This is a genomic window from Streptomyces eurythermus (genome assembly GCF_014649115.1).
In the GTDB taxonomy this organism is placed as follows: Bacteria; Actinomycetota; Actinomycetes; order Streptomycetales; family Streptomycetaceae; genus Streptomyces; species Streptomyces eurythermus.
This window is the reverse complement of sequence record NZ_BMSK01000008.1, coordinates 342362-355868: the sequence shown is the minus strand read 5'-3', so window position 1 is coordinate 355868 and position 13507 is coordinate 342362. Positions and strand designations below refer to the sequence as shown.

At 71.9% G+C, this 13507-nt stretch carries 12 protein-coding genes; 11 read left to right on the top strand and 1 reads right to left on the bottom strand.

Annotated features, from left to right (window positions below; translation table 11 throughout):
* The first annotated feature begins 402 nt into the window (after positions 1-402).
* The 6 genes from IE251_RS17885 to metX all read left to right on the top strand — a co-directional run bounded on the left by IE251_RS17885 (position 403) and on the right by metX (position 6777).
* On the top strand, positions 403-1170 hold the full coding sequence (locus IE251_RS17885) for an ABC transporter permease (RefSeq protein WP_229896830.1): 768 nt from the start codon (positions 403-405) through the stop codon (positions 1168-1170).
* A gap of 141 nt (positions 1171-1311) precedes the next feature.
* Positions 1312-2361, top strand: a complete 1050-nt coding sequence (locus tag IE251_RS17880) for a taurine ABC transporter substrate-binding protein (RefSeq protein ID WP_189753965.1) — start codon at positions 1312-1314, stop codon at positions 2359-2361.
* A complete protein-coding gene (locus tag IE251_RS17875; RefSeq protein WP_189753964.1) occupies positions 2348-3163 on the top strand; it encodes an ABC transporter ATP-binding protein in 816 nt (271 codons plus the stop codon). Before IE251_RS17880 ends, IE251_RS17875 begins: the two co-directional genes overlap by 14 nt.
* Positions 3164-3196: 33 nt before the next feature.
* Positions 3197-4081 carry a TauD/TfdA dioxygenase family protein gene (locus IE251_RS17870; protein WP_189753963.1) on the top strand — a complete coding sequence of 295 codons (885 nt, stop codon included), beginning with the start codon at positions 3197-3199 and terminating at the stop codon, positions 4079-4081.
* 188 nt (positions 4082-4269) lie between these two features.
* A complete protein-coding gene (locus IE251_RS17865) occupies positions 4270-5631 on the top strand; it encodes a bifunctional o-acetylhomoserine/o-acetylserine sulfhydrylase (protein WP_189753962.1) in 1362 nt (453 codons plus the stop codon).
* Positions 5632-6777: a homoserine O-acetyltransferase MetX gene (metX, locus tag IE251_RS17860; protein ID WP_189753961.1), complete on the top strand. Its 1146-nt coding sequence runs from the start codon at positions 5632-5634 to the stop codon at positions 6775-6777. It abuts the gene before it with no gap.
* A gap of 25 nt (positions 6778-6802) precedes the next feature.
* On the opposite strand, the gene IE251_RS17855 is transcribed toward metX, so the two are convergent.
* Entirely contained in the window at positions 6803-7150 is a 348-nt protein-coding gene (locus IE251_RS17855; protein WP_229896816.1) for an antibiotic biosynthesis monooxygenase, read from the bottom strand.
* A gap of 303 nt (positions 7151-7453) precedes the next feature.
* On the opposite strand from IE251_RS17855, the gene IE251_RS17850 reads away from it, so the two are divergent.
* The 5 genes from IE251_RS17850 to IE251_RS17830 all read left to right on the top strand — a co-directional run bounded on the left by IE251_RS17850 (position 7454) and on the right by IE251_RS17830 (position 13484).
* Positions 7454-8365, top strand: a complete 912-nt coding sequence (locus tag IE251_RS17850; protein ID WP_229896815.1) for an ABC transporter permease — start codon at positions 7454-7456, stop codon at positions 8363-8365.
* Positions 8366-8427: 62 nt separating this feature from the next.
* A complete protein-coding gene (locus IE251_RS17845) occupies positions 8428-10203 on the top strand; it encodes an ABC transporter substrate-binding protein (RefSeq protein ID WP_189753959.1) in 1776 nt (591 codons plus the stop codon).
* An 11-nt stretch (positions 10204-10214) separates the two neighbouring features.
* A complete protein-coding gene (locus tag IE251_RS17840; RefSeq protein ID WP_189753958.1) occupies positions 10215-11207 on the top strand; it encodes an ABC transporter permease in 993 nt (330 codons plus the stop codon).
* Positions 11204-12856 carry a dipeptide ABC transporter ATP-binding protein gene (locus IE251_RS17835; protein WP_189753957.1) on the top strand — a complete coding sequence of 551 codons (1653 nt, stop codon included), beginning with the start codon at positions 11204-11206 and terminating at the stop codon, positions 12854-12856. The genes IE251_RS17840 and IE251_RS17835 overlap by 4 nt, the downstream gene beginning before the upstream one ends.
* A gap of 238 nt (positions 12857-13094) precedes the next feature.
* Entirely contained in the window at positions 13095-13484 is a 390-nt protein-coding gene (locus IE251_RS17830) for a peptidase inhibitor family I36 protein (RefSeq protein ID WP_189753956.1), read from the top strand.
* Positions 13485-13507: the final 23 nt, after the last annotated feature.

The window sequence follows — 13507 nt, the reverse complement described above, 5'->3', positions numbered from 1 at the left end:
GGAGTGGATGGCTCTTGGTCGGGGGATGCGCCTGTTGTACAAATAGACCTCATGATCTCCGAGCCCCTGGTGCGACGCCTGGTCATCGACCTGTGCCGGCGTCCGGGCTCGTGTTGTCGCTGATCCGGTCTGTTCCCGCGCCCCTCGTCGTCCGGTGACGTCACCCGGACGGGGGGCTGTGCCGCGCCCTGCCGGGGTGCTCCGTCCGCATCGTTCAGCATCGCTCACGCCGGGGCCGGCCGCCGTTCTCCCCCGTTGAGGCCGTTCCTCCCCGGCGTCCCATGGAGGACGCCCGTGTCCACGACTCCCCCTCTGTCCAAGCCCTCCCCCACCGGGCCACACGCCGACGTACCGCCCGCCCCCTCCTTCCGGGTGCGGCGGCTGTGGGCGCGTACCCGCCCTGTGCTGCTGCCGTCCGCCTCCCTCCTCGTCTTCCTGCTGCTGTGGCAGCTGCTGGCGGCGAGCGGGACCTGGAGCGAGACACTGGTGCCGCCGCCGGCCAAGGTGTGGGACGCGTTCGCCGACGTGTCCACGATGCACGACGGAGTACGGGGGTACAACGGCACCTACCTCGTCGAACACCTGGGCATCAGTCTGCGCCGCATCGGGATCGGCGCCGGTCTGGGCATCGCCGCCGGGGTGGTGTTCGGGCTGCTCATGGGCACCGTCGGCTGGCTGCGCGCGTTGTTCGAGCCCTGGATCACCTTCCTGCGGACGCTGCCGCCGCTGGCGTACTTCTCCCTGCTCGTCATCTGGCTCGGCATCAACGAGGAGCCGAAGATCACGCTGCTGGCGGTGGCCGCCTTTCCGCCCGTGGCGGTGTCGACCACCACCGCCGTCGCGGCCGTGCCGAGGAGTCTGACGGAGGCCGCCCGTGCCCTCGGCGCCTCGCGGTGGAACGTGATCACGGACGTCGTCGTCCCCTCGGCGCTGCCGGAGACGCTCACCGGGGTACGGCTCGCCGTGGGCGTCGCCTATTCCTCGCTGGTGGCCGCCGAGTTGGTCAACGGGCTGCCCGGTATCGGCGGCATGGTCAAGGACGCCGCCAACTACAACAACACCCCCGTGGTGCTGGTCGGCATCATCACCATCGGTGTCTCCGGCCTGATCATCGACGGCCTGCTGCTGCGGCTGGAACGCGCCGTCGTGCCGTGGCGCGGCCGCGCCTAGCACCAGCCCTCCTCCCCCCTGTCCTCGCCTGCTTCCCGCTCCCGGTCGCGACGGCGCCGAACCCGTCGCGGCACCGGCCCGCGGGCCACCGCTCCCCCATCCCCTTCCGACCCCCGGTCCCAGCACAGAAACGGCCCTGTCATGTCCCCTGTGTCCCAAGGCGCTTCCCGCCGGCTCCTGCTGGCCGGTGCCCTCGCCGCCGTCTCCGCGGCCGTCACCGGCTGCTCCTCCGGTGAGGCGGCGACAGCGGGCGGCTCCCGGCGGCTGCGCATCGGTTACTTCGCCTTCCCCAGCGGTGACCTGCTCGTGAAGAACAGGAAGCTGCTGGAGAAGGAGCTGCCCGGCTACCGCGTCACCTGGATCAAGTTCGACTCGGGCGCGGCCGTGAACCAGGCATTCCTCGGCAGGTCGCTCGACATCGCCGCGCTGGGCTCCAGCCCGTTCGCCCGCGGCATCTCGGGCAGTTCACCGATCCCGTACAAGGTCGCGTGGATCCTGGACGTCGCCGGGGAGAACGAGGCCCTCGTCGCGCGCAAGGACAGCGGCATCGCCGATGTCGCCGGTCTCAAGGGCAGGACCGTCGCCACGCCGTTCGCCTCCACCTCGCACTACAGCCTGCTGGCGGCCCTGCGGACGGCCGGGCTGAAGTCCTCCGACGTCAAGCTCGTCGATCTGCAGCCGCAGGCCATCCTCGCCGCCTGGCAGCGGGGTGACATCGACGCCGCCTATGTGTGGCTGCCCACCCTGGACGAGCTGCGTACGACCGGCACCCAGCTCACCAGCAGCAAGGAGATCGGTGCGGCGGGCAAGCCGACGCTGGACCTCGCCGTGGTGTCGGACGACCTCATCGCCAGGGACCCGCGGGCGATCGACGGCTGGCGCAAGGCGCAGGCCCGGGCGCTGCGCCTGCTCAGGGCCGACCCCGACGGGTCGGTGAAGGCCGTCGCGGCCGAGCTGGGCATCAGCGCCTCGGACGCGAAGGCCCAGCTCAGGCAGGGAGTCTTCCTCACCCCGGAGCAGGTGACGTCCCCCGACTGGCTGGGCACCGACCACACACCCGGCAAGCTGCTCACGTACGTCGGCGACACCGCGCGTTTCCTCGCCGAGCAGCGGCAGATCGACGCCGCGCCGGCCGGGGACGCCGTCCGCAAGGCGTTCTACCTCAAGGGGCTGCCCGATGTCCTCAAGTGACGTCACCACATCCCCGCAGGAGACCGGCGCCGGGCACACGGACGCCGTCCGTCTCGACAGCGTCGTCCACCGGTACGGCCGGGGCGGCGAGACCTTCACCGCCGTGGGACCCGTCGATCTGACCGTTCCCGCCGGGGAGTTCCTGGTGCTGGTGGGCGCCTCCGGGTGCGGCAAGAGCACGCTGCTGCGGCTCGTCGCCGGGTTCGAACGGCCCGCACACGGCTCGGTGCGTGTCCACGGTGCCGAACCCCGGCCCGGGGCGACCGCCGGCGTGGTCTTCCAGACACCGCGGCTGTTCCCCTGGCGGACCGTGCGCGGCAACATCGACCTGGCGCTGCGCTACGCGGGCGTCGAGCGCGCCCGACGACCGGAAAAACGGCGCGAGTTGCTGGACCGGGTGGGCCTGGCGGGAGTCGAGGGGCGCCGGGTCTGGGAGATCTCCGGCGGCCAGCAGCAACGCGTCGCCATCGCCCGGGCCCTGGCCGCCGAGAACCCGCTGCTGCTGCTGGACGAACCCTTCGCGGCGCTCGACGCACTGACCCGGGAACGGCTCCAGGAGGACGTCCGCCAAGTGACCGCGCGCACGGGCCGGACCACGGTGTTCGTGACGCACTCGGCGGACGAGGCGGTGTTCCTCGGCTCGCGCATCATCGTGCTGACCAGGAGCCCGGGCACCGTGGCCCTGGACCTCCCGATACCGCTGCCGCGCGACGGCGTCGACGCCGAAGAGCTCAGGAACTCGGCGGAGTTCGCCGAGCTGCGCGCGCGGGTGTCCCACGCCGTCAAGACCGCCGCGGCCTGACCCCCGTACCCCCGATCCGGAAAGGACACACAGATGAGCCTTCTCAGCGAGCGGCCCGCCCCGGCGCGGCTGCCGGTCACCGCGCTCGGCCCGCACTTCGGCGCCGAGATCCACGGCATCGACCTCGCCCGCCTGGACGACGACGAAGTCCTGGCGCTGCGCGAGGCGTTGGTGGCGTACAAGGTGCTGTTCGTGCGCGGCCAGCACGGGCTGGACGACGCCGCGCAGATCGAGTTCGGTCGCAGGCTGGGCGAGGTCACCGTCGGGCACCCGGTCCACGACTCCGGTGACGTGGCCCCCGAGGTGTACTCGCTGGACAGCCAGGACAACGGGTTCGCCGACGTCTGGCACACGGACGTGACGTTCGTACGGCGTCCGCCGGCGATCTCGGTCCTGCGGGCCGTGGTGCTGCCGCCGGGCGGCGGCGACACCAGCTGGGCCGACAGCCAGTTGGCCTACGAGTCGCTCTCGCCGGGCCTGCGGGACTACGTCGACACGCTGACGGCCGTCCACGACGGCACGCGCGAGTTCGGGTACTACCTCGCCCAGCGCCGGGGCGGACGCGGCAACGTGTGGGAGGGCGAGGTGGTCACCGAGCTGACGCCGGTGGAGCACCCGGTGGTGCGGGTCCATCCGGAGAGCGGGCGCAAGGGACTGTTCGTGAACCCCGGCTTCACCTCGCACATCGTGGGTGTCTCGGAGCACGAGAGCCGGGGCATCCTCGACATCCTCTACGCCCACCTCACCAAGCCCGAGCACGTCGTACGGCACCGCTGGCAGCCGGGGGACGTCGCCCTGTGGGACAACCGCAGCACGGCCCACTACGCCAACCGGGACTACGGCGACCGGCACCGCGTCATGCACCGCATCACGCTGCGCGGTGACACACCGGCCGGACCGGCGGCCGTCCGCCGCTGACGGGGTGTGCGGGAGGCCCGGCACCGCGGCCTCCCGCACACACGTCCGGGCGCCGTGCGCGGACGATCGTTGCGCACGGATGTCGTTTGTGAAGTCCTCGTTGCACGGTGCGTATCGCCCTGTCCCCGGGTGCCGGGCCGTGCTTACCTCGTCGCAACTCAGCGCCGCTCTCCCGCACGAGGAGCACCATGAGCAGCCAGCCCGTCGACTCCGTCACCGCCGGCCACACCGCCGAGGAGCCGCCCACCGGTCCCGACACCTCGGCCTGGTCCTTCGAGACCAAGCAGGTCCACGCCGGTGCCGTACCCGACCCGGCCACCGGTGCCCGGGCCACGCCGATCTACCAGACCACGTCGTTCGTGTTCCGGGACACCCAACACGCCGCCGACCTGTTCTCGCTCGCCGAGCCCGGCAACATCTACTCCCGGATCCACAACCCCACCCAGGACGTCTTCGAGCAGCGGATCGCCGCCCTGGAGGGCGGTGTGGCGGCCGTGGCACTGTCCTCCGGGCAGGCGGCGGAGACCCTGGCCCTCCTCACCCTGGCGGGCGCCGGCGACCACATCGTCTCCAGCACCTCCCTGTACGGCGGCACCTACAACCTGTTCCGCCACACGCTGCCCCGGTTCGGCATCGAGGTGTCCTTCGTGGACGACCCGGACGACCCGGAGGCCTGGCGGGCGGCGATCCGGCCGAACACCAAGGCGCTGTTCGCGGAGTCGCTGGGCAACCCGCGCGGCAATGTGCTCGACGTGCGGGCGGTGGCCGACGTGGCGCACGCGGCGGGCGTCCCGCTCATCGTGGACAACACGGTGCCCACCCCGTACCTGCTGCGGCCGCTCGAGCACGGGGCGGACATCGTCGTGCACTCGGCCACGAAGTTCCTCGGCGGCCACGGCACGGCCATCGCGGGCGTGGTCGTGGACGGCGGTACGTTCGACTTCGGCGCGCACGCCGACAGGTTCCCGGACTTCACCGAGCCGGACCCCAGCTACCACGGTCTGCGCTACTGGCCCGCGCTCGGCCCCGGCGCCTACGCGGTCAAGCTGCGGGTGCAGTTGCTGCGCGACCTCGGCCCGGCGCTGTCCCCGCACTCGGCGTTCCTGCTGTTGCAGGGCGTGGAGACGCTGAGCCTGCGGATCGAACGGCACACGGCCAACGCCCAGGAGCTCGCGGAATGGCTGGAGCGGCGCGACGAGGTCGCCGCCGTGCACTACCCGGGCCTGCCGTCCAGCAGGTGGTACGAGGCCGGGCGGACGTACCTGCCGCGCGGTGCCGGCGCCATCGTCTCCTTCGAGTTGCGCGGCGGTGTCGAGGCGGGCAGGCGGTTCGTGGACGGCGTGGAGCTGTTCAGCCACCTCGCCAACATCGGTGACGTGCGCAGCCTGATCATCCATCCGGCGTCCACCACGCACAGCCAGCTGGACGAGGCCCAGCTGGCGGCGACCGGCACCGCGCCGGGGCTGGTCCGCCTGTCGGTGGGCATCGAGTCCCTCGCCGACCTCAAGGCGGACCTGGAGGCCGGTTTCCGCGCGGCGAAGGGCGCGTAGGTGCACGCCGTCGCCGCTGCCGAGGCGCCCCTGCCGCCGGCCACCGGGGCCTGGCGGGAGGGGGATCCGCCCGGCCGGCGCCGGTGGTACGACGCGGAGAAGCCGCTGCCGTTGGAGGCGGGCGGTGAACTCCCGGGCGTGCGGCTCGCGTTCGAGACCTGGGGGACGCTCGCGCCGGACCGTGCCAACGCCGTCCTGGTGCTGCACGCGCTCACCGGGGACAGCCACGCCGCCGGCCCGGCCGGCCCCGGGCACCCGACGCCCGGCTGGTGGGACGCCCTGATCGGTCCGGGGCGGGCGCTGGACACCGACCGCTGGTTCGTCGTCGCGCCGAACGTGCTCGGCGGCTGCCAGGGCAGCACGGGGCCGGCCTCCCGGCGCCCCGGCGGCGGAAGACCGTGGGGCGGTGCGTTCCCGTTCCTGACCCAGCGCGACCAGGTGGCCGCGGAGGCACGACTCGCGGACGCGCTGGGTATCGACCGGTGGGCGCTGGTCGTCGGCGGTTCGATGGGCGGCATGCGGGCCGTGGAGTGGGCGGTGTCGTACCCGGCGCGGACGGGCCGGCTGCTGCTCCTCGCGACGACGGCGGCGGCGAGCGCGGAACAGGTGGCGTGGGCGGACATCCAGGTGCGCGCCATCCGCACGGACCCGCACTGGCAGGCCGGCGACTACCACGACACCGGCCGCGGGCCGCACGAGGGGCTGGGGCTGGCCCGCCGGCTGGCCCATGTCACCTATCGCAGCGAGCCCGAACTCCAGGTCCGCTTCGGCCGTCTGCCGCAGGACGGGGAGGACCCGTGGCGCGGCGGGCGCTATCAGGTGCAGTCCTATCTCGACCATCACGCGGCCAAGCTGGTACGCCGTTTCGACGCGGCGAGCTATGTGGTGCTGGCCGAGGCGATGAACGCCCATGACGTGGGCCGGGGCCGGGGCGGTGTGCGGGCCGCCCTGCGCCGGGTGACCGCGCCCACCCTGGTCGCCGGGGTGGACTCCGACCGGCTCTACCCGCCGGTCCAGCAGGCGGAGCTGGCCGCGCTGATCCCGGGCGCCGACCGGCTCAGGGTGGTCGAGTCACCGTACGGGCACGACGGGTTCCTGCTCGAGACCGGGCAAGTGGCGGCGCTCGTCCGCGAGTTGCTGGACTGAGACCGGCGCACTCGCGGCGGCCCGCTCAGTCGGGCGCACCGCCGGGGACGGCGAGTTCGCGGCCCCGGTAGAAGCCCTCCCGCTCCTCCACGACGTAGGGAGCCATGGCGGCGCGCCGCTGTCCCTCGGGCTCGGATGTCCGCCAGGAGTCGCAGGCCTCCTCGGAGTCCCAGAACGACACCCCGGTGATCTCCTGTCCGTCCGCGGACCAGTACGCGAAGGCGCGGCGCATTCCCCGCGGCTCGGCCGCGGGCCGCCACGCCCGTTCGAAGTCGTCCAGGCTGCCCGGCTGGATGCGGCGGGTCGTCACCCACACGAAGTGCTCCTCCATCGCGTTCTCCTCCGCTACGGCCGTCCGGGGCGTCGATGCCACTGCGACCACGGTAGGTCCCCGGCGCGGAACGCGCCTGGTGTGACCCTGCTCTCCCCCTGGCGGGCGATTCGCGGCAAATGGGGGTGTTTCCATGGCGGCAACGTGAACACGGAAACATTCTTGCAATCTAACGTCATAGATCTCTGCCACCTTGCAATCCCAGGCATTGCAGTCGATTTGATCTTCCGATCTAATGTCCGGTGTCCGGAGCGGAGACCCCGCCTCCGGTGTGATCCAGGGCGCTCCTCCACGACCGGAGCAGCCGAGGCGAGTCGGGAGTACGACAGCATGGCAGCGGTATCGATGACACATGTGTTCCGGCGCGACCGAGTCGGGATCGTCTCGCTCGCCGTCGTCGGGTTCTTCGTGCTCCTCGCCGTCACCGCGCCGCTGATCACCGCCCTCTACGGCAAGAACCCCACCGAGCACTACGGGCAGAACGAGACCGGCCTGCTCAGTCCGGAGGGCCTGCCCGTGCTGCCCAACGGCGGGATCTCCGCCGAGCACTGGTTCGGCATCGAGCCCGGCCTCGGCCGTGACGTCCTCGCCCAGCTCCTCCACGGCATCCGCACCTCGCTGCTGATCGCGTTCGCCTCGGCCGCCGTCGTCGCCGTCATCGGTGTGGTGGTGGGCGTGACCGCGGGCTACCTCAGCGGCCTCGTCGACCGGGCGTTCACCTTCGTCTGCAACGTCCTGCTCGCCTTCCCGGCCCTGCTGTTCCTGCTCACCCTGGGCCCGGTCGTCCAGACCCGCTTCGTGGGACACGACGAGAGCGAACCCGCCTGGATGCAGTTCACCGTCCTCATCCTGGTCTTCTCCGCCTTCGGCTGGGTGCCGCTCGCGATGGTGCTGCGCACGGTCGTGCGGTCCCTGCGCGAGCGGGAGTTCGTCGAAGCGGCGCGGGCGCTCGGCGCGAGCCGGCGGCACATCGTCTTCCGGGAGCTGCTGCCGAACGTCTGGGCGCCGGTGCTGGTGCACATCACCCTCGCCGTGCCCGCGATCGTCACCACCGAGGCCGCGCTGTCCTTCCTGGGCGTCGGCATCAACGAGCCCATCCCCGACTGGGGCCGCATGATCTCCCGGGGCTCGGAGGTCTTCTACGACGACCCCACCTACATGGTGTTCCCCGGTGTCTCGCTCCTCGTCTTCGTCCTCGCCTTCAACCTCCTCGGCGACGCCGTGCGGGACGCGCTCGACCCGCACACCGTCCGCTGAGCCCCCGGCACCTTCTCTCACCTAATCATCAGCAACACCCGCACCACGCAACGGAGTTCGTCATGCCCACCATCACCCCGCGCGCCGCAGCCGTCCCGGCTCTCGCCACCGCCGCCGCCCTGCTGCTGTGCTCCTGCTCCGCGGGGGCGGGCACGGACACACACAAGAACAGCACCGCCGCGAAGAGCGGCCGGCGGCTGACCGCCACCCTCGGCACCGCCGAGGACAGCAAGGGCCCCGCCCCGAAGGTCCCCGGCGCCCGCGAGGGCGGCACCCTCACCATCGCCAACCCGGTCGACTACACCCACCTGGACCCGCAGAAGATCTACGCCGGCGAGACCTACAGCACCTCGCTGCTGTGGGGCCGGCAGCTGACGCAGTATCAGGTGATCGACGGCAGGCCCAGGCTGGTCGGTGACCTCGCCACCGACACCGGCACCTCCTCCGACGGCGGCCGGACCTGGACGTACCACCTGAAGGACGGCATCGCCTGGGAGGACGGCAAACCCGTCACCGCGCGGCAGGTCAAGTACGGCATCGAGCGCACCTTCGCCCCCGGCTTCGAGGCCGGCCCCACCTATTGGCCCGAATGGCTCACCGGCTCCAAGGACCGCACCGAGGCGGTGAAGAAGTACGGCGGGCCCAAGAAGGACGGCGACCTCCGGGCCATCGAGACGCCCGACGACAAGACCATCGTCTTCCACTTCCCCGAGCCGCAGTCCGACGTGCCGTACATGGCCGCCCAGTCCTCCTCCTCGCCGGTCCGGGCCGACAAGGACACGGGCACCGGCTACGACGTGAAGCCCTTCGCCACCGGGCCGTACCGGATCGTCGAGCACAAGCAGAACAAGAGCCTCACGCTGGAACGCAATCCGTACTGGAAGCCGGCCACCGACCCGATCCGGCACGCCTACCCGGACCGCTTCGAGTTCACCTTCGGCAAGGCCGTCCTCAACACCGCCCAGGAGGTCTTCAACGGCCAGGGCACGGGCCCGACCACCCTGACCACCAAGGGCACGCTGCCGCCGGAACTGATCTCGACGGTCGAACGCGATGCCGCCAAGCGGACGCTGGTCGTCTCCGGCAGCCAGGGCGCCTACACCTCGGACCTGTACATCAAGAACGACCGGGTCACCGACCCCGAGGTCCGCAAGGCCATCCACTATGTCTTCCCCCGCCGGCAGGCCCGTCAGGTCCTCGGCGGCCAGTACGCCGGCGACTTCGCGACCACCCTGTCGTCACCGGCCGTCGTGGGCTGGAAGAAGTACGACCTCTACCCCGTCGCGCCCACCGGGGACATCGCCAAGGCCAAAGAACACCTGGCCAAGGCGAAGACGAAGGTCACCAAGCTGACGTACGCGTACCCCGTCTACAGCCCGCAGGACGACCAGGTCGCGCAGGTCCTCGCCGACGCCTTCGCCAAGATCGGCGTCGAGCTGGTGGTCAAGGGCCTTCAGCCGGCCGCGTTCAACGCCCAGGTGTTCCGCAACGACGCCCCGTACGACCTGTGGCTGTCCACCAACTCCGTGGACTGGCCCACCCCGTCGACCCTGCTCCCCGACAGCTTCGAGAGCCACCTCGATCCGCTGTCCAACTCCATCCGCTACGCCAACCCGCGGGTGGACGCGGAACTGGCCCGCATCGCGAAGATCGGTGACGCGCGGAAGAAGGCCGCGGCACTCATCGACCTGGAGGAGACGGTCATGAAGGACGTCCCCGTGGTGCCGTTCCTCTACACCAGCGTCTCCCAGTTCCGCGGCAAGGACGTCGGCGGTGCCGCCATCCACCCGATCTACGGCGCCACGGCCGCGGTCGACCTGTACCTCAAGAACGCCTGACCCCCGCCACCATGACCCGATACCTCCTCAGGAGGGCCGCGCAGGCCGTGGCGGTGCTCCTCGCGATCACCGCCCTGGCCTTCGCGCTCTTCTACGCCGCCCCCTCCGACCCGGCGCTGATCGCCTGCGGCCCCAAGTGCGACACCGCCCAGGTCGAGGCGGTCCGCGCGAGCATGGGACTCGACCAGCCGCTCCTCGCCCAGTTCCTCGACTACGTCGGCGGCATCGTGACCGGCCGCACCATCGCGGACGTCGACGGCACCCCGATCCCCTGCCCCGCCCCCTGCCTCGGCTACTCCTACACCCTCCACCAGCCCGTGCTCGCCGCCATCGCCGACCGCCTGCCGGTGACCGTCTCCCTCGCGGCCGGCGCCCTGACGGTGATCCTCGTCCTCGGCATCGGCTCGGGCCTGGCGGCGGCACTGCGCCGGGGCCGGGCGACGGACCGCCTGCTGTCCGGCTTCAGCCTGCTGGGCGCGAGCGTCCAGATCTACTTCCTCGGCTACGTCCTCCAGTTCCTGCTCGTCTACTCCACGGGCCTGTTCCCGCTCCCCCACTACGTCCCCTTCGCCGCCCACCCCGCCCAGTGGGCCCTGGGGCTGCTCCTGCCGTGGCTGGTCCTCGGCTTCGTCAACGCGGCCGTCTTCGCCCGTCTCACCCGCTCACAGCTGCTGGAGACCATGCACCACGGATATGTGCGCACGGCCCGCGCGAAGGGCCTCGGCACCCTGCGCACCCATCTGAGGTACACCGCGCGCGGAGCGGCCGGCCCGCTGGTGCAGTTGCTCGGCCTGGAGGTCGGGGCGCTGTTCGGCGGCGCGTTCATCACGGAGACCGTGTTCGGTCTCGGCGGCGTCGGCAAGCTGGCCGTCGACGCGGTGAACGGCAACGACCTGCCCACGGTCGTCGGCACCGTACTCCTGGCCGCGTTCTTCGTCGTCGTCTTCGTGGCCGTCGCCGATGTGGTGGTGGCCTGGCTCGATCCCCGAGTGAGGCTCGCATGAGCAGACAACCCGCTTTGCGCGTACGTGACCTGACGGTCACCTTCGGCACGGCACGCGGCCCGGTGCCGGCGGTCCGGGACATCTCCTTCGACGTGGCGCCGGGCGAGGTGCTGGGACTCGTCGGCGAGTCCGGCTCGGGCAAGTCGACGATCGGCCTGGCGGCCCTGGGGCTGCACGACCCCGCGCGCACCCGTGTCGAGGGCAGCATCCGGCTGGGCGGCGACGGACCGGAGCTGGTGGGTGCGCCGGAAGCGGTCCTGAAGCGGGTCCGGGGCGCCAAGGCCGCGATGGTCTTCCAGGACGCCCTGGACGCGCTGTCGCCGTACCACACCATCGGCGCGCAGATCGCCGAGGCCTACCGCGTCCACCACCCGCAGGCGAGCCGCAAGGAGGCACTGCGACGGGCGGCCGCGATGCTGGAGCGGGTGGGCATCCCGGCCGCCCGGGCCTCGGACCACCCCCACCACCTCTCGGGCGGCATGCGCCAACGCGTGGTCATCGCCATGGCGCTGGTCAACGACCCGGACGTGCTGATCGCCGACGAACCGACCACGGCGCTCGACGCCCGGGTCCAGCGCCAGATCCTCGACCTGATCCGCGAACTCCAGGCGGAGACCGGTACGGCCATGGTCCTCATCACCCACGACGTGGGCGTGGTGGCGGCGACGTGCCACCGCATGCTGGTGCTGCGCGCCGGCGAGGCCCTGGAGGAGGGTCCCACGGCGCGCCTGCTGACCTCCGCCGCGCACCCCTACACCCGGGCCCTGGTCCAGGCGGCCCCCACCCTGCGCACCCCGCCCGGCAGCCGGCTGCCCACGGTCGAGGATCCGGAGCCGAAGCCCCGCGCGAAGGCCCGGCCGCGTACGGCCCCCGCCCCCGCCGGTGTGCTGGCCGAGGTACGCGACCTGCGCGTGGACTACCCGGGCCGTCGCCGCTCCCGCCCGCACACCGCGGTGGACGGCGTGAGCCTGCGCGTGCGCCACGGTGAGACCCTGGGCCTGGTCGGCGAGTCCGGCTCGGGCAAGTCCACGATCGCGAGGGTCCTGGCCGGCCTGCGCCGCCCCACCGGCGGCGAGGTCCGCTTCGACGGCCGGGACATCTCCGGCGCGGCGACGAACGCGCGGCTGCGCCGCGAGCTGAGCCGGGACGTCCAGCTGGTGTTCCAGGACCCGTACGCGTCGCTGAACCCGCGCCGGACGGTGGAGCAGATCGTCACGACACCGCTGCGCGTCCACACGGACCTGGACGCGGCACGGCGCAGGGACAGGGCGGTGGAACTGCTGGAGCAGGTGGGCCTGTCCGCGGCGCACCTGTCCCGCCACCCGCACGAGTTCTCCGGCGGCCAGCGCCAGCGCATCGGCATCGCCCGCGCGCTGGCCGTCCGGCCGCGCCTGGTCATCGCCGACGAACCGGTCTCCGCGCTGGACGTCTCCGTCCAGGCGCAGGTCCTCAACCTCCTCATGGACCTGCGCGAGGAACTGGGCCTGTCCCTGCTCTTCATCTCCCACGACCTCGCGGTGGTACGGCACTTCTGCGACCGGATCGCGGTGCTGAAGGACGGCGGGCTGGTGGAAACGGGGCCTCGGGACACGGTCTTCGACACACCGAGTGCGGCCTATACGAAGGAACTCCTGGCCGCCGTGCTGTGACCGGGCGCCTCCCGCGGCGATCGCCTCGCCCCTGGGCCCCGCGACCGGCGCACCGGGCACCGGCACGCTCCCCTGGCTCCGCCGGAGGATCCCGCTCGCCCCGCCCGGCGGGCGACCGCCCACGGCGCCTCACGCGCCCTCGCGCACGCTCTGTCGCCTGTCATGTGCGGGCCGTGACACTGACAGCCGTCGTCCGGTGACACCGGCGGCTGAACCCGCGGAAAGGAATCAACTCCCCATGTACCGTGTCACTTCGCTCACCATCGCCTCCCTCGCCGTCGTCGCGGCCCTCGGCACGGCTCCGGCCGCGTCCGCCGACGCCCCGGCCCCGGCCGGCAAGAGCTCCGCCGCGGCTTTCAGCTGCGACCCGGGACGCTTCTGCATCTACAGCGGCTGGGACGGCGGCGGCACCCGCTGCCAGTGGTCGCAGGAGAAGGTCGCCAACACCGCCGACCTGTGTTCCTTCATCCGTAACGGCAAGAACGTGCTGTCCGTGTGGAACGGGACCGGCCACCGCGTGCAGTACTACACGCAGACCAACTTCAACAACCGTGTCGGATCGACCGCCGCCGGCCACGGCGGAAACCTCATGGGCAACTACCAGATCCGCTCCTTCCAGAAGCAGTAGGTGCCCGCGCAGGTGTGGGGCCC